The 15348-nt window shown below is 66.2% G+C and carries 15 protein-coding genes; 9 read left to right on the top strand and 6 right to left on the bottom strand.

Annotated features, from left to right (window positions below; all coding sequences use genetic code 11):
- The first annotated feature begins 22 nt into the window (after positions 1-22).
- The gene (locus AC1DCJ_RS09750) at positions 23-331 is read left to right on the top strand and encodes an NHLP-related RiPP peptide (RefSeq protein ID WP_038691171.1); all 309 of its coding nucleotides are present in this window, start codon (positions 23-25) and stop codon (positions 329-331) included.
- On the opposite strand, the gene AC1DCJ_RS09745 is transcribed toward AC1DCJ_RS09750, so the two are convergent.
- Both AC1DCJ_RS09745 and AC1DCJ_RS09740 read right to left on the bottom strand, forming a co-directional pair.
- On the bottom strand, positions 285-2816 hold the full coding sequence (locus AC1DCJ_RS09745) for a putative peptide modification system cyclase (RefSeq protein ID WP_081797283.1): 2532 nt from the start codon (positions 2814-2816) through the stop codon (positions 285-287). The two genes, AC1DCJ_RS09750 and AC1DCJ_RS09745, sit on opposite strands and share 47 nt — an antisense overlap.
- Positions 2817-2832: 16 nt before the next feature.
- On the bottom strand, positions 2833-3876 hold the full coding sequence (locus AC1DCJ_RS09740; RefSeq protein ID WP_038691173.1) for a GGDEF domain-containing protein: 1044 nt from the start codon (positions 3874-3876) through the stop codon (positions 2833-2835).
- A gap of 386 nt (positions 3877-4262) precedes the next feature.
- Here AC1DCJ_RS09740 and AC1DCJ_RS09735 point away from each other — a divergent pair, with 386 nt between their 5' ends.
- From AC1DCJ_RS09735 to AC1DCJ_RS09725, 3 genes are all read left to right on the top strand, one after another.
- The gene (locus AC1DCJ_RS09735; RefSeq protein ID WP_478070823.1) at positions 4263-4823 is read left to right on the top strand and encodes a contractile injection system protein, VgrG/Pvc8 family; all 561 of its coding nucleotides are present in this window, start codon (positions 4263-4265) and stop codon (positions 4821-4823) included.
- Between the two features lie 113 nt (positions 4824-4936).
- Positions 4937-5632, top strand: a complete 696-nt coding sequence (locus AC1DCJ_RS09730; protein ID WP_478070822.1) for a hypothetical protein — start codon at positions 4937-4939, stop codon at positions 5630-5632.
- A 91-nt stretch (positions 5633-5723) separates the two neighbouring features.
- Positions 5724-6284 (top strand): hypothetical protein, encoded by a 561-nt coding sequence (locus AC1DCJ_RS09725; RefSeq protein WP_478070821.1) that lies wholly within the window; start codon positions 5724-5726, stop codon positions 6282-6284.
- Between the two features lie 125 nt (positions 6285-6409).
- Here the strand turns inward: AC1DCJ_RS09725 and aceA are convergent, their stop codons facing one another.
- Both aceA and aceB read right to left on the bottom strand, forming a co-directional pair.
- Positions 6410-7702: an isocitrate lyase gene (gene aceA, locus AC1DCJ_RS09720; RefSeq protein WP_137191320.1), complete on the bottom strand. Its 1293-nt coding sequence runs from the start codon at positions 7700-7702 to the stop codon at positions 6410-6412.
- A gap of 246 nt (positions 7703-7948) precedes the next feature.
- Complete coding sequence (aceB, locus tag AC1DCJ_RS09715) at positions 7949-9598, bottom strand: malate synthase A (protein WP_478070820.1); 1650 nt, start codon at positions 9596-9598, stop codon at positions 7949-7951.
- A gap of 106 nt (positions 9599-9704) precedes the next feature.
- Between aceB and AC1DCJ_RS09710 the strand changes: the two genes are divergently transcribed.
- From AC1DCJ_RS09710 to AC1DCJ_RS09700, 3 genes are read left to right on the top strand one after another with little or no spacing between them, the layout of a single operon-like run.
- The gene (locus AC1DCJ_RS09710) at positions 9705-10670 is read left to right on the top strand and encodes a LysR family transcriptional regulator (protein WP_038691179.1); all 966 of its coding nucleotides are present in this window, start codon (positions 9705-9707) and stop codon (positions 10668-10670) included.
- Between the two features lie 13 nt (positions 10671-10683).
- Complete coding sequence (locus AC1DCJ_RS09705; RefSeq protein ID WP_038691181.1) at positions 10684-11589, top strand: LysR substrate-binding domain-containing protein; 906 nt, start codon at positions 10684-10686, stop codon at positions 11587-11589.
- 50 nt (positions 11590-11639) lie between these two features.
- Positions 11640-12098 carry a hypothetical protein gene (locus tag AC1DCJ_RS09700; RefSeq protein ID WP_478070819.1) on the top strand — a complete coding sequence of 153 codons (459 nt, stop codon included), beginning with the start codon at positions 11640-11642 and terminating at the stop codon, positions 12096-12098.
- A gap of 21 nt (positions 12099-12119) precedes the next feature.
- Here the strand turns inward: AC1DCJ_RS09700 and AC1DCJ_RS09695 are convergent, their stop codons facing one another.
- Positions 12120-13394: an MFS transporter gene (locus AC1DCJ_RS09695; protein WP_478070818.1), complete on the bottom strand. Its 1275-nt coding sequence runs from the start codon at positions 13392-13394 to the stop codon at positions 12120-12122.
- 132 nt (positions 13395-13526) lie between these two features.
- Positions 13527-14156 (bottom strand): signal peptidase I, encoded by a 630-nt coding sequence (lepB, locus tag AC1DCJ_RS09690; protein WP_478070898.1) that lies wholly within the window; start codon positions 14154-14156, stop codon positions 13527-13529.
- 185 nt (positions 14157-14341) lie between these two features.
- Between lepB and AC1DCJ_RS09685 the strand changes: the two genes are divergently transcribed.
- A complete protein-coding gene (locus AC1DCJ_RS09685; protein WP_141058217.1) occupies positions 14342-14749 on the top strand; it encodes a hypothetical protein in 408 nt (135 codons plus the stop codon).
- Between the two features lie 3 nt (positions 14750-14752).
- Positions 14753-15202 carry a 3-dehydroquinate dehydratase gene (locus AC1DCJ_RS09680; protein WP_038691188.1) on the top strand — a complete coding sequence of 150 codons (450 nt, stop codon included), beginning with the start codon at positions 14753-14755 and terminating at the stop codon, positions 15200-15202.
- Positions 15203-15348 lie beyond the last annotated feature (146 nt).

The raw sequence follows: 15348 nt of genomic DNA, 5'->3' as shown, positions 1-15348 counted from the left end.
CGCCGCCTATGAGTGCTTTTCCATGACCCCGGATCTCCCCCTTCTTTCTCCCGAGCAGGCCCTGCAGTTGCTGGACCTTTTGTCCAGCGACGATGACTTCCGCAGTGTTTTCCATGCCTCGCCGGCAAAGGCGCTCGAGCGCATCGCACCGGACGTGGCGGCGGCGTGCGGAAGCTGCGCGACACAGGGCCCGCTGGCCAGCAAGGAAGAGTTCCAGCTGTCGCGCGCGCGGCTGGTCGAGCGGCTGAGCTCGAAGGCCATTTTCCGTGTGCCGCATTGCTTTGTCAGCGGAGAGATCGACGCGCAGCTGAGGCATCCGCCTGCCCCGTAACAACACGCTGGCCTGGCGTTTCCTGCAAGCGCGCCATGCGGAGATCRTGGGTGTTGAACACCTGCAGCACGTAAGATCCCGCGCTCTCCGCATACGCCCGGCCGGCCTGCGCCAGCAGCCATTTGCGCGCATCCTGTTGCTGGGTGCCGGCCTGGCCTGCCAACGCCTGCCAAAGCACCACGCGTGCCTGGTAGAGCTCGGTACCATCCAATAGCGGCTGCAGCCGTTTCACGGCTTGTTCCTGTTGCCCGGCCAACCGCTCGCCATTGGCTTCGACGATCGTAATCAGTTCAGCGCATCGCGCATCGTTGAGTGCCTTCGACGCCGTGCGCAGCGGCTCCAGAAGACGCACAGCCACCTCAGGGTGACCGGCACGCTGCGCGCCGTACACGGTAGCGGCCGCCATGAACAACCAGTCCTGCCGGTCATTGCCCTTCGTATCTGTTGCCAGCCGCAAAAGCTCACGGGCCTTCTTCTCGAAGACTTTGGCAGTGGTCGGCTTATCGGTCGCCACGCCCAGCATCAGACCCTGAAGGTCAAACAACTCACACGCCAATCCGCCGTCACCGCAGTTTGCCCGCGCGTGCTTGTTGACCTTCCAGGCACGTCCGGCATCACCAGCATCGATGGCAACGGCGACGCCCTCCAACCCGCTGCTCAGTTCATCCTCCGGCTCGCCTTCGATCATGCGCATCGCAGCGGGGATATCGCCGGATGCAGCCGTGGCGGCGATCACATGGCGGTTGCTGGTCCAGCGACCGAGCTTGGCGGACACACGATAACTCTCCAGCGCATCGCCAAAGCGGTTCTGTGCCAGCTGCGCGCGCCCGACGTCCTGCCAGGCAATGGACTGGAGGGCATTGGAGGACACCGCCGCCCGCCGTGCCGCCGCTTCGGATTCGACATAGTGGCCCAATGTCTGCATGGCCCACGCGTAGTTGGCAAAGGCGCCGTGGTAGTCAGGGTAAAGGTCCGCCAGCAACTTCCACTTTGCCGCAACGTCCTCCACGCGCCCGCCGCGCAGCTCTACTGCCCAGGCATCCAGATAGAGACGGTCGCGACCCGGAAGGCGCGTGCGAATGGCGGTTGCCTTGTCGAGCATTGCCCGGGCCTGGTCCAGATCGCCTTTCAACACATCGATCCGCATCAACCCAAGGTAGGCGAACGCAAAGGAGGGATCAAAGCGGGTGGCCTGATCGAAGTAGCGGGTCGCCTCGGCATAGTGGCCATCGCCGTATGCCTGCAAACCAACCGCATAGGCATGGAGGGCGTCCAGATCGGTGGTGGCCACCTGGGGCAGCGGCAGCGAGGTCTGCGAGACCTGCTGCAGCGCTTCACCCAGCTCCTTGCGCAACGCAGCGGTCACTGAATCGGTGGAGGCGAACAGCGAGTTCAAACCTCGGTCCTCAGCCGACGTGGACCACACGACCTTGCGGCTCACCGGGTCAACCAGCTGCGCAGTGACACGGAGTCGACCACTTACCTCTTCCACCCGCGGTACCACGACGGCGCGTGCGCCTTCTCGACTGGCCACTTCGACGGCTGCATCCAGGTCCAGCGTCGGTCGCTCGCGTTGCATCCGGCCAAGCGCTTCCTCCACTTTAAGGTTGCTCAGCACGTTCACGAAGCGTGACTGTTCCAGGCTGATGCGAAACGCCTGTTCGAACCCGTCATCGAGCAGCATGTTTCCTGACAGGTTCTGCACATCGGCCAGCACCACCCAATCGCGTTCGGCGAAGGCAATGGCGGGCACCGGTCGCAGCAGCGCCCAGCCGGCGACCAGCAATACCGAGGCGATCACCATCTGCACCCCAAGCGCCATCGGCTTGCGCCACCACGGCGTGGAGGGACGGGCCTTGCCGTGGCCGCGTGGCCGACGGAACTGGGCAACGTCGGTTTCCCCGACTTCGAACACTTCCTGGACCGGCTCGACGCCTTTGAATCGCCATCGGCCATGCGAGCGCCACTTCAGACCGTGCGCGCGCTCACCCAGTTCGGAGCTGCTGCGCCGGACCATCGAATCGGCCGCGGCGGACAGCAGGATCTGGCCCGGCCGTGCCAGCTGCATCAACCGCGCCGCCATGGGCTTGGCCAGTCCCTCGACCTCCACCGGCTTGGCACCGTGGGCCACAGCTTCGGCGCTGTTGTTCCACAGGATCACCTCGCCCACGTTCAGGCCGGCCCGGGCGCGCACTTCGAGGCGGCGCTGGGTACCCAGTGCACTGAGGCTGCGCTGGTAGTCCAAGGCAAACCCCAACGCGTCAACAGGCCGCTCGAACAGCAGGAACAGCCCGTCGGAGCGATCGATCAGCTGGCCGTTCCAGCGCTGCTGCAGGTTCAGCACCAAGCGGTCGTGCTCCTGAAACAGCTCTGCCGCGGCCGCATCGCCGATGCGTTCGACCAGGATCAACGAATCGCATAGATCAGTGAACAACAGTGCCCGCATCTGCGGTGCCTGGGTCGACGTTCCGATGTCGCCGTTCATGCCGATCTTCCCCCGATCAGGGTGATGCGGTCGCGGCACGCGACCAGTGCAGCCGGTTGCCGCCCAGGCGCTTGGCCTGGTACAGCGCGTTGTCGGCGCGAGCGTACCACTCGCTCCAGTCGGTGTGGGGCTCGAGCAGGCGCACCCCGATGCTGACCGGGCAGACGTGCGGCACGCCGTGGGCGCGGTCCATCAGGCCGTGCACCGCGCTGAGGATGAACTCGGCGGCGTGCTGCAGGTTGTCGGCGGTCGCCGTGCGCAGCAGCAGGCAGAACTCGTCGCCCCCCAGCCGGCAGGCCAGGTCGGCCTCGGTGGCCACCGAGCGCAGGATGTTGGCCACGCTTTGCAGGACCCGGTCGCCGGCCTGGTGGCCGTGCTCGTCGTTGACCTGCTTGAAGTGGTCGCAGTCGATCAGCAGCAGGCCCTGCGGCGCGCCGTCGGCATGGTTGCGGCAGTCCTGCAGGTACAGGGCCAGGCCACGCCGGTTGTGCAGGCCGGTAAGTTCGTCCGTGCGCACCAGTTCGCGGGTGTGGGTAAGCTGGTGGGTGGTGACGTACAGGTTGTCCAGCGCGGTTTCCAGGTCGTGGTTGCGCCGCCGCAGCTGGCGGATCAGGACCTGTTCGTTGCTGACCACGCGCATGATGGTACGGCGCAGGAAGTACGCCACCAGGCCGGGGTCACGGTCGACCAGGCGCTGGAAATCGGCATTGCCCAGTTCCAGGACCACGCTGTCGGTCACCGCGCGCGCGTCGGCGCTGCGCGGATGGTCGCCGATCAACAGGCCCAGTTCGCCGAAGAATTCGTTGGGGCCGAGCGACTTCACCACCAGGTCGTCGCCGAAATCCAGCTCGATGCTGCCGCTCACGACCACATACATGGTGTCGCCGGCTTGACCGCGCTGGAACAGCAGGTCACCTTTGGTCAGGCATTGCTGTTTGCCGAATTCGGCAAACAGCGCGAACTCGGCGTTGCTCAGGATGGCGTGCACGATCTCAGCCATCGCGGTCTCGGCGATGCCTGGTTCCTGTTCGCACACAATCGCCGCAACCTTGCCGGTCATCCCGTGCACCCGCTTCCCAGCGTTCCCCCGGTGAGCCGAGGAGAATAGCACCCCTAAAAAGTGTGCGCCTCATCCCATTTCAGAGCACGGGCGCCGAAATTTCCCGGCCGGCCCGGCACATCCTTCTTCATGACGCGATCCCGGCCTGCCAGCGGCCACCATCCGGGTGACAACCGTGTGCGCCGGCAGGGCATCTGTGGGCGCTGGCGGAGTACTCGATCGCTGAAACCCTTCTGAATATTTGCCGCTTCATTTTGATGTATATATTTGATTTTATTGCCGTATTTGATTCTGCCAGCCTTTGATGGGCGGGTAAGGATTCCCCGATGGCTGGGCTGGAGCCTTGCCCGTAGGCTCAATACCCCCGCACTACGGATGTCGACGATATGGATATCTCCGGCACTGCGGCCGTGGCCGCGCTTGCCGCCCCTTCCCAACAGGCGCGCCTGATCCAGTTGCAGGGGCCAGCCCCCGATCTGGTGGTCGAACGCTTCGAGGGCCAGGAATCGGTCTGCGGCAGCAGCCGCTTCGAGATCGACTGCCTGTCCACCGATGCGTTTCTGGACATGGACCCGTGGCTGGAGCAGCCGCTGACCCTGCAGCTTCGGCAAGCCGACGGCGGCCTGCGTCAGTGGCATGGCCTGTTGCCCGAGGTTGCCCAGCTGGGCAGCGACGTCGGCCTGGCCCGACACCGGCTCACCCTGGAGCCGTGGACAGCCCTGCTGGAACTGCGCCGCAACGCGGTGATCTTCCAGGAACTGGATACCCGCACCATCTGCGAGCAGATCTTCGGCGACTACCCGCAGGCGGTGTTCCGCCTCGACGTGCAGTCCGCCCTGCCCGCCCGCGCCATCACTACCCAGTACCCCGAGAGCGACTGGGGCTTTTCGCCGACATCGCCGAAGCACTCGATGGCATCACCGCGTTTGCCGAGCAGCGCCAGCTAGCTTGAGAGAAGGACGTCACTGGCGGTCACTCGCGCGATCAACGGCGGAGACATCGCACATGAGCGACGTCTTGACGCGACACGATTAGCCAAGCTCACTCTACTGTGAATACTATGAATTCCTTACTGATTGGCCTCCTCTCGACTCTCGCCACATCGTGTTCAGCGGCCTTGCCAAACACCGACGTTGGCCGCGTCAATGAAGCCATTTCCATCTCCCATGATGGCAAGAGTATTTTGTTGGTAGATGCGACGACGCATCCATCTTGCACAATCGCAACGGGTGCAACGCCAGCCAGATTTTCATCGGACGGCAGCGCCATCCTGGTCTCCGCGGGCGCTTACGTTCCTAAGAGCACCTTGGTCCATTGTGGCAACCAAGTCCTTCATCCAATCGATGTTCCAGCAGAGATTGGTGCACTAGCTGATGTGAGTATTCCGGGCAATGTGTACGTCGGGATGGTGCTTGTTGATGTTCAACCGGCTTCATATCTGGCAGTGGTTGCGCACCTTGGATCTACTACGAACCTGGTTTCATTGCCGGGCGCATACATAGACACGCTGTCTATCTCAGCGCTGCGCGAGAATGCGTTCTTCTATGACGAGGAGGTTGGTCCATTTCCGTTGATCTCAAGAGATGGAAGATACATCGCAGTCGATGGCAACCCGGATTGCAGTGTTCACGCGAAGCTTGGCGTATGGGACATCCACGAAAACAAGAAGGTTGTTCTCAATGGAGAACGCTCCGCGGTGGAAGCAGAGTGCAGGGGACTATTTGAGTCTGGTCCAGTCGATCAAGGCTCGCGCTGAAGTGGGTGATCGGACACTCAATTGTAGTAATGAGCGTGGTGGATTGCTGGACACGCTCAACAGTCAGCATCGATACCACGGAGTTTGATTCATGGCGCGAGCACTTTTTCTATCTATCCCCTTTCTCCTGTCATCCAGCACATGCTTCGCTGCTGCACACACGCAAACGTTGCAAGAGCGTTGCGCGAATACAGCGGTTGACGACCTGGTTGTGATTAGGGCATCTCCGCAAGGGCATGAAAAGATCAGCGCTTGCCCACCCGGAGTGGATGGTGACTGCATCTACAGCCTGACAGTTGGCCAGACCTACAGCGCTGGCATGCCAGATCTCAATGCCGACGGTCACCCAGACCAACTTGTGAAGCATTTCGGCTCGAACTACGGTGACGTCGACGTAGTCCACTACCTTGGATTCGTGCAATGCGGGGATGGCACGGCCATCAACGTGCTTGAGGGACAATTCAAGGATGTCATCGCGCCAGTCGTCATCACGGAACCGTGGCCAGATCTGACTGCCATGCGTGGATGTGCAGCGTCCGGGCACCAGGAAGACCCGCCGCAAAGGATCAAACTCAGCTTCAATCCTGAAAGCTACCGCTATGAGGAAGATCCCAAGCTGGATCCCGCTTCTGTGTGCATAAGCTCCCCATGACCAGCATTTGACCGGCATTCGACGGTATTCCCAAGCAACCGCACAGCTCCCCATACGCACAAACACGACGGGCGGTCCCCCGACCGCCCGTCGCCCCGGCCTTCCCTGGCCGCCCTTGGTGATCGTCAGGCTGCGCGTTCGGCGTTGAACTGCTCTTCCTCGGTCGAGCCGCTCAAGGCGGTGGTCGAGGACTGGCCCTGCTGGATCGCCTGGGTGACCGCGTCGAAGTAGCCGGTGCCGACCTCGCGCTGGTGCTTGACCGCCGTGAAGCCGCGGTCGGCGGCGGCGAATTCGGCCTCCTGCAGCTCCACGAAGGCGCTCATCTGGCGGCGGGCGTAGCCGTGGGCCAGGTTGAACATGGAGTAGTTCAGGGCGTGGAAGCCGGCCAGGGTGATGAACTGGAACTTGTAACCGTACTTGGCAATTTCCTTCTGGAAGGTCGCGATGGTGGCGTCGTCCAGGTTCTTCTTCCAGTTGAAGCTGGGCGAGCAGTTGTAGGCCAGCAGCTTGCCCGGGAACTTGGCATGGATGGCCTCGGCGAACTGGCGGGCGAACTCCAGGTCCGGCTTGCCGGTTTCACACCAGATCAGGTCGGCGTAGGGGGCGTAGGCCAGGCCGCGGCTGATCGCCTGGTCCAGGCCGTTGCGGGTCTTGTAGAAGCCTTCCACGGTACGCTCGCCGGTGGTGAACGGCTGATCGTTGCCATCGACGTCGCTGGTCAGCAGGTCGGCGGCTTCGGCATCGGTACGCGCCACCAGCAGGGTGGGCACGCCCATCACGTCGGCGGCCAGGCGCGCGGCGTTGAGCTTCTCGATGGCCTCGCGGGTGGGCACCAGCACCTTGCCGCCCATGTGCCCGCACTTCTTCACCGAGGCCAGCTGGTCTTCGAAGTGCACGCCCGCCGCGCCAGCTTCAATCATCGCCTTCATCAGTTCGAAGGCGTTGAGCACGCCGCCGAAGCCGGCTTCGGCATCGGCCACGATCGGCTGCAGGAAGTCGATGTCGTCCTTGCCTTCGGCGTGGTGCAGCTGGTCGGCACGCAGCAGCGTGTTGTTGATGCGCTTGACCACCGCTGGCACCGAGTCGGCCGGGTATAGCGACTGGTCCGGATACATCTGGCCGGCCAGGTTGGCGTCGGCGGCCACCTGCCAGCCGGAGAGGTAGATGGCGTTCAAGCCGGCCTTCACCTGCTGCATGGCCTGGTTGCCGGTCAGCGCGCCGAGTGCGTTGACGAAGTCCTTTTCCTGCAGGTAGGTCCACAGCTTTTCGGCACCCAGCCGCGCCAGCGAATGCTCCACGTGCACGGTGCCGCGCAGGCGCACCACGTCGGCGGCGGTGTAGTTGCGGGTGATCCCGGCCCAGCGCGGGTCGGTGTTCCATGCGTGCTGGATCTGTTCGGCGGTCTGCAGGGTGCTCATGTCGGTTTCTCCAGGAAGGGAATGCGGGACGCCGGGCGGCGCCGGGCTGGGGTGGGAAGGGCAGCGGGGCAGAGCCCCGCTCTACGGGTGTTTTGGTCTGGCCGGGCAGGGAAGCGGGGCAGAGCCCCGCTCTACGGGGTGTTCTGGGCTGGCCGGGGCCGGGAAGCGGGGCAGAGCCCCGCTCTACGGGTGTTTCGGTGTAGAGCCGGGCTCTGCCCGGCTGGCCAGGGGCCCAATGCGGCGCAATCAGGCGAGGCGGTCGTAGGCCGGCAGGGTCAGGAAGTCGGTCAGGGTGTCGCGGCGGCTGAGCTCGGCCAGCAGCGCGATGGACTCGGGCAGGCGGGCGCTGCCGGGCAGCGCGCGGGTGTCGCCGAGCCGGGTGGGCAGCTGCGCCAGGGTGGCGTCGAGCAGCGCCAGGTCGATGGCGGTGCCGTCGTCCAGGTGCTGGCCCGGGGTGTGCAGCCACTGCCACAGCTGGCTGCGGCTGATTTCCGCGGTGGCCGCGTCTTCCATCAGGTGGTGGATGGGCACGCAGCCGTTGCCGTCCAGCCAGGCGGCCAGGTAGCGCACGCAGACTTCCACGTTGCCCTCGAAGCCGGCGCGGGTGATGGTGCCGGTGGGGGCGGCGACCAGCGCGTCGCGGTCCACCTGCACGTCATTGCGCAGCACGTGGTGCTGGTTTGGCGTGGGCATGTGCGCGTCGAAGATCGCCTGGGCAATCGGAATCAGCGCCGGGTGTGCCACCCAGGTGCCGTCGTGCCCGGCGGTCACTTCGCGCAGCTTGTCGGCACGCACCCGCGCCATCGCCTGTTCGTTGGCAGCGGCATCGTGGTTGATCGGGATCTGCGCGGCCATGCCGCCCATGGCATGCGCGCCACGGCGGTGGCAGGTGCGGATCAGCAGTTCCGAATAGGCCTTCAGGAACGGCTGGGTCATGGTCACCTGGCCGCGCTCGGGCAGCACCTTGTCGGCGTGCCGGCGGAAGGTCTTGATGTAGGAAAAAATATAGTCCCAGCGGCCGCAGTTGAGGCCGACAATGCGGTCGCGCAATGCGTACAGGATTTCATCCATCTCGAACGCCGCCGGCAGCGTCTCGATCAGCACGGTGACCTTGATCTGGCCGTGCGGCAGGCCGAGCATGCCTTCGATGTGCGACAGCGCGGTTTCCCACAGCGCCGCCTCTTCCATCGACTGCAGCTTGGGCAGGTAGAAGTACGGGCCGCGCTGCTTGCACATCAGCGTGCGGGCGTTGTGGAAGGCGAACACCGCCGCGTCGAACAGCCCGCCGGCGATGGCCTGGCCGTCGATGCGCACGTGCTTTTCGTCCAAGTGCCAGCCACGCGGCCGCACGATCAGCACCGCCTGTTCGTTGAACGGGCGCAGCGTGTACTGCTTGCCCGGCTTGCCCTCCACCGACGGACCGGTATGGGTGAGGTCGCCGCGCACCGCGCCGATCAGCGCCTGCTGGCCGGCCAGCAGGTTGGCCCAGGCCGGAGCGGTGGAATCCTCGAAATCGGCCATGAAGACCTTGGCGCCGGAGTTCAACGCGTTGATGACCATCTTCGGGTCGGTCGGCCCGGTGATCTCCACGCGGCGGTCCTGCAGCGCGTCCGGCAGCGGCGCCACGCGCCAGTCTTCGCTGCGGATGTGCGCGGTGTCGGCGCGGAAGTCCGGCACCCCGCCGCCATCGAAGAAGGCCTGGCGGGCCACCCGGGCCTCCAGCCGGCGCTGGCGCTCGGGCTCCACGGCGCGGTGCAGCGACACCAGCAAGGCCAGTACCCCCGCCGGCAGCAGCGCGGACTGGCCGGCAAGCTGGGTGGTCAGCGCGATCCCGGGGGTGGCCGGGGCATCGGCCGGGGTGGGTTGGGCAGTGGCGAAAGCGGCGACGGCGGACATGGCGGGCTCCTGCATTGCGGTAGGCCCCACCGTGCGCCGCCGTACCGTATATGACAAAACAGTTATAGCAATGCTTTACATAAGTTGTGCTTATACTCGTGACGCCATGCCCACACCGCCCGCGCCAAGCCCCCGTTTTTCCTACAAGTCCGACCGGCTCAAGCCGCTGCGGGCGTTCTGCCAGACGGTGCGCCTGGGATCGGTCTCACGGGCGGCTGAGGCACTGTTTGTCAGCCAACCGGCCATCAGCCAGCAGTTGCAGGCGCTGGAGCGGGAGTTGGGCGTGGATCTGTTCGAGCGCAGCGGGCGCCGCCTGGTGCCCAGCCGCGAGGGCCAGCTGCTGTTCGAGATGGCCTTGCCGCTGGTGGAGAACCTGGACGGGCTGGAAGCCAGCTTCCGCGACAAGGTGAAGGGCCTGGATGCCGGCGAGCTCAACATCGCCGCCAACAGTTCGACCATCCTGTACCTGCTGCCGCGCATCGTGGAGCGCTTCCGCCAGCGCCACCCGGACGTGCGCCTGACCCTGCACAACGCGATCAGCGCCGACGGCACCGACCTGCTGCGCAGCGACGCGGCCGACCTGGCGGTGGGTTCGATGACCGACGTGCCGGCCGACCTCAGCTACGCCCCAGCCTACCGCTTCGAGCAGGTATTGATCGCCCCGCCCGGGCATGCGCTGGCGCGCGGCGAGCTCAGTCTGGAGGCGATCTCCCAACACCCCCTGGTGCTGCCCCCCAAGCGCCAGATCACCTACCGGCTGGTCGACCAGGTGTTCCAGCGCCACCGCCTGCCCTACACCGTGGCGCTGGAAGTGGGCGGCTGGGAAGTGATCAAGCAGTACGTGGCGATGGGCATGGGCATCTCGATCGTGCCGGCGCTGTGCCTCAACGACGCCGACCGCGACCGGCTGGTGACGCGCTCGATGAGTGCCTGGTTCCCCGAGCGCAGCTACGGGGTGATCGTGCGCCGCGGGCGTTTCCTGTCGCCGCAGGCGCGTGCCTTCATCGAGCTGATCCAGCCGGACCTGTTCAGTCCGCGCAGCTATGATGAAAGCGGTCATTCCGAGCGCTGACGCCTGCCCTGCCATGTCGATCGAACTGCGCCACCTGCGCTATTTCCTGGCCGTCGCCGACACCCTGCATTTCGGCCGCGCGGCCGAACGCCTGGGCATGTCGCAGCCGCCGCTCAGCCAGCAGATCCGTCAGCTGGAAACACTACTCGGCGCACGCTTGTTCCTGCGCGCGAACCGCCGCGTGGAGCTGACCGAAGCCGGGCGCGTGCTGCAGGAACAGGCCACGGCGGTGCTCGAACGCATGGACAAGGCCGTCGACCTCACCCAGCGCGCGCAGCGCGGCGAAACCGGCGAGCTGCGCATCGGGCTGACCCGCGCCACGCCGCTGTCCACGCAGATTCCGCGCGCGATCTTCGCCTACCGCCAGCAGTTTCCGCAGGTGCAGTTGAAGCTGCGCGAGATGAACACCTTGCAGCAGATCGATGCGTTGATGGCCGGCGAGCTCGACGTCGGGCTGATCCGCAAACGTGCGCTGCCGGCACCGTTGATGTCGCGCAAGCTGTTCAGCGATCCGCTGGCGCTGGTGGTGCACGACCAGCATCCGCTGGTGCGGGCGCTGCCGGCTGACGCGTCGGTGGCGCTGCGATTGTTCGCGCACGAACCGTTCGTAGGATTCCTGCGCGAGGTCGGCGCCGGGATCCACGATCACTTCATCGCGCTGTGCCGCAGCGCGGGCTTCACCCCCCGCATCATCCAGGAGGCCGGCGAGGCCTCGACGTTGATCAGCCTGGCCGCCTCCGGTCTTGGAGTGACCGTGCTGCCCGCCTCGTGCAGCCATATCCAGGTGGACGGCGCGCGCTTCGTGGCGCTCAGCGACCGCGCCGCCAGTTCGGAAGTGCACGTGGCCTGCCGACGCGGCACCGCCTCGCCGCTGATCGCACATTTCACCCAGCTGCTGCAGGGCCAGGCCCACGGTTGAGCACCGGCGAGGCCAGCAGTGGAAGAGACACATCCCATACAAGAACAGCCATGTTGATCGGCGCACCACGTTCCATCTTCAACCCCTACGAGTGGCTGCCCGGGTATGGCGAATCGACGGTATCCTTCCGCTCCGAAGGCATGGATGTCGTTCTCGAGGTAGGTTACGAAAGAGAAGCGCCGGACGATGAGCGGGATGAGGCGATCACGATGCTGACACGCGAGATACGCTTCAGCCGCGTTCGGTCGCTGATCAAAGAGCCGTTTCCGGGCAGCACGCTGTTCGCGTTCGACGCAGGATCAGGGCGCTACACGCTTGGGGAGCTGACCGAATTCACCCAGTCCGATTGGGTCGCCGGCAGCCTGGCGGCATGGCAGTCGATCTCGTCCCATACGCCGCCGTCGCTGCGCCACTTCAGCATTCAATTCATGGCGGAGAATGTGGCGTTCCACGTCCTGGCCGAAGACGTTGTGCTGCTGGAGGAGCGCCGCGTCGTGGATGCCGGCTAGGCGGTCTGTACGACGCGGCCGTCAGCGGCTCACCGCCAGCGCGGCGCCCGCCGGTTGCACACGTTGCCCCAGCCGCCAGGCGATCACGCCGCCGGCCACTGTCAGCACGCCGACGAAACCGCACACGCCCAGCCAGTCCCAGTGGGTGTAGAACACGCCGCCGATGACGCCGGCCACGCTGGAGCCCAGGTAATAGGCGAACAGGTACAGCGCCGACGCTTCGGCGCGCAGCGTGCCGGCCCGGCTGCCGACCCAGCTGCTGGCCACCGAGTGCCCGCCGAAGAAACCGAAGGTGACCAACGCGATGCCGGCCGCCATGCAGCCCAGCCACGGCAGTGCCAGCAGCACGATGCCCAGCGCGATCAGCCCGTAGCAGATGGCCAGCACGCGGCTGCGGCCATGCCGGGTGGCCTGCTGCCCCATCCATGCCGAGCTGAAGGTGCCGACCAGGTACACGCTGAAGATCAGGCCGACCACGGTCTGGCTCAGCCGGTACGGCGGTGCGAGCAGGTGGTAGCCGAGGTAGTTGTAGAGGGTGACGAACACGCCCATCAGCACGAAGGCGGTGGCGAACAGCCACGGCAGGCCGGGGTCGGCGAACAGGCGGCCCCAGCGCGCGGGCAGTTCGCGCAGGCCGCTGCGGCGCTGCTGGAAATGGCGCGATGGCGGCAGCTGGATCCACAGCAGCACGGTGCTGAACAGCGCGATCAACGAGACCACGCCGATGCCCCAGCGCCAGCCCCAGTGGTCGGCCACGATGCCCGCGATCAGCCGGCCGCTCATGCCGCCGATGGCGTTGCCGCCGATGTACAGACCCATCGCCAGACCCAGCGCGCGGCTGTCCATTTCTTCGGCAAGGTAGGTCATGCCCACCGCCGGCACGCCGCTCAGCGCGATGCCCAGCAGCGTGCGCAGCACCAGCAGGGTGGACCAGTCGGTGGCCATCGCCGTGGCCACCGACAACACGCTGGAGACCAACAGCGCCGCCACCATCACGCCGCGGCGGCCGATGCGGTCGGAGATCAGTCCGGCGATCAGCATCGACACCGCCAGCAAGCCGGTGCTCAGGGACAGGGTCAGCGCGCTGTTGGCCGCCGAGACGCCGAAGTGCCGGCTGAACTCGGGCAGCAGCGGCTGCACCGTGTAGAGCAGGCCGAAGGTGGAGAACCCGGCCAGGAACAGGGCAGCCGCCGTGCGCCGGAACGCGGGCGTGCCCTGCTGGATCTGGTCTGCCACCCCCGCCGTGGCGGGAGCTGAGGGGCTGCGGTCGGGAGCCGCTGCGGTGTCGCCATTCATGCGGATAGAGCCCGCCTGCGCGGGCCCGGACGAGAAGTCAGCGCTCAGGATAGGCAGCGCCGACAAGTCGATCCATAACCTGGAATGTCTGCATCGAGACGTTCTACATATCGATTCAGATCGCGACCGCAGTTACAGCGCCTGCCAGGTCAGGCCGTCCCCGCGCCGGTAGTAGACGTGCGAGGCCTTGCCGTACAACGCGCTGGCTTGGACCAGCCCGAAGAAGCGGCCATCGGCGCTGTTGCCGCGGTGGTCGCCCAGCATCAGCACCTTGCCGTCCGGCACGGTCAGGCCGGTGATGTCCGGCCCGCCGCCCTGGCCCAGATCGAGCTGGGCCACGTGCTGGCCGAAGTCCTCGACCTCGCCCTGGCTGGCGTCGGCCAGCGGCTGGCCATTGATGCTGAGGTGGCCGTCATGCAGCTCGACCCGGTCGCCGCCCACCGCGGCAATCCGCTTGATCAGGCGGATGCCGTCCACGGGGGAATCGAACACCGCCACGTCGCCGCGCTGCGGCTGGCCGGTGTGCAGCAGCTCCACCGAGGTGAAGGGCAGGCGCAGGCCATAGGCGCGCATGTCCACCACCACCCGGTCGCCCGGCATCAGGGTGTGCTGCATCGAACCGCTGGGCACCTGGTAGTGGTTGGCCAGCGAGTCGCGCGCGGCCAACAGCAGGCCGAGCATCACCGCCAGTGGCAGTGCTTCCTTCTTCAGCCAGTGCACGATGCGGTTGGAGGGGGTGGACGCGGGTTCGGTAGCGGGCATATCCATGGCCAGGCTCTCTCGGGGTGTGGGGCTATGACCGTGGCGGGGCCCGCCAAGTTCCCCGGCCACGGGCCCAGAAGCTACGCGGAATTTATGCGCTGCAGGCACGGCGGGCATGGCGGTTTTACGCGGTCCGGTCGCATCGTGGCACCACCGCGCCGCAAGGCGCTTGAACGAGGTGTTGCATGACCATCCTGATGATCCGGCACTCGCCGCCTGGCGCGGCACCGGACGCCCTGCCGCTGCCTGCCCGGGTGGCCGGGCACCGCGTGGCCTGCCGCGACTGCGATTCCCTGCCGGCGCTGGTGCGCTGCCTGCAGCGTGCACAACGCAGCCGCCCGGCGCTGGTGCTGATCGCCACCACGGCGGTGGATGCGCCGCAATGGGCGCGGTATGGGCAGGCGCTGCGCACGGCGCTGGAGGCGTTGCCGGCGCCGTACATCGAGATGGCCAGCAACGACGACGACGCGCTGGACGAGCACCTGCACCCGCAGCACGCGCCGACCGCGCGGGTGGTGTGCAGCAGCGGCCGCGACGATGCGTGCCGGCTGTCGCTGGCGATCGCCGCGCGTCGCCTGACGGCGGAGGCCTGAGCCATGTCGATCTTCATCATCCGTGGTCCGGAGGCGGCCGGCGCGCTGATCCGCACCGCGCAGCCGTTGCCGGCACCGGTCCTGAAATCGCTGGTGCACCGTGCGATCGATGCGGGCACCACGGTGGCCATCCGCGCATGCGGGTCCGAACAGGAACTGCTGGATGCACTGCGCGTGGCCGACCACAGCCGTGGCGAGGTGACCCTGCTGGACCCGGGTGCGTGCGTGGGCAGCCTGCGTCTGCAACAGCTGCTGCCGTACCTGCGCAATGCCTATGTGGAAGTGCACGACGATGACACGCGCAGCCCCGAAGCGTGCCTGCCGCCGGACATCGGCCAGCGCATCGGGGTGGCGCACGGGTACTGCGCGCAGAGCTACATGCATGCGCTGGAGATCGCGCTGGACCACCTGGGGTGCAGCGAGATCGTGGACGGGGTGCACGTGGGTACGTGAGGGACACGGCTGCCACGCGCGGGGGTCGGTCGGTGGGTCGGGCGCTGGGCCCCCATGCCCTTTCCGGCGAATGTCCTCCGGCGTCGGCCTGCGGCCGCCCCCTCCCCCTTTATTTCGCCTCCAAGGGCATCGGGGCCCAGCGCCGC

Source organism: Stenotrophomonas sp. 10N36 (assembly GCF_056395005.1).
This window is presented reverse-complemented; position numbering and strand designations above follow the sequence as displayed.

Bases quoted from the DNA above. Each gene is read 5' to 3' on its own strand.
- AC1DCJ_RS09680 (WP_038691188.1), top strand. From the start codon at position 14,753: ATGTCGATCTTCATCATCCGTGGTCCGGAGGCGGCCGGCGCGCTGATC.
- aceB (WP_478070820.1), bottom strand. From the start codon at position 9,598: ATGTCCGCCGTCGCCGCTTTCGCCACTGCCCAACCCACCCCGGCCGAT.
- aceA (WP_137191320.1), bottom strand. From the start codon at position 7,702: ATGAGCACCCTGCAGACCGCCGAACAGATCCAGCACGCATGGAACACC.
- AC1DCJ_RS09705 (WP_038691181.1), top strand. From the start codon at position 10,684: ATGTCGATCGAACTGCGCCACCTGCGCTATTTCCTGGCCGTCGCCGAC.
- AC1DCJ_RS09695 (WP_478070818.1), bottom strand. From the start codon at position 13,394: ATGAATGGCGACACCGCAGCGGCTCCCGACCGCAGCCCCTCAGCTCCC.
- AC1DCJ_RS09685 (WP_141058217.1), top strand. From the start codon at position 14,342: ATGACCATCCTGATGATCCGGCACTCGCCGCCTGGCGCGGCACCGGAC.
- AC1DCJ_RS09735 (WP_478070823.1), top strand. From the start codon at position 4,263: ATGGATATCTCCGGCACTGCGGCCGTGGCCGCGCTTGCCGCCCCTTCC.
- AC1DCJ_RS09700 (WP_478070819.1), top strand. From the start codon at position 11,640: ATGTTGATCGGCGCACCACGTTCCATCTTCAACCCCTACGAGTGGCTG.
- AC1DCJ_RS09730 (WP_478070822.1), top strand. From the start codon at position 4,937: ATGAATTCCTTACTGATTGGCCTCCTCTCGACTCTCGCCACATCGTGT.
- lepB (WP_478070898.1), bottom strand. From the start codon at position 14,156: ATGCCCGCTACCGAACCCGCGTCCACCCCCTCCAACCGCATCGTGCAC.
- AC1DCJ_RS09710 (WP_038691179.1), top strand. From the start codon at position 9,705: ATGCCCACACCGCCCGCGCCAAGCCCCCGTTTTTCCTACAAGTCCGAC.
- AC1DCJ_RS09725 (WP_478070821.1), top strand. From the start codon at position 5,724: ATGGCGCGAGCACTTTTTCTATCTATCCCCTTTCTCCTGTCATCCAGC.
- AC1DCJ_RS09740 (WP_038691173.1), bottom strand. From the start codon at position 3,876: ATGACCGGCAAGGTTGCGGCGATTGTGTGCGAACAGGAACCAGGCATC.
- AC1DCJ_RS09750 (WP_038691171.1), top strand. From the start codon at position 23: ATGACCCCGGATCTCCCCCTTCTTTCTCCCGAGCAGGCCCTGCAGTTG.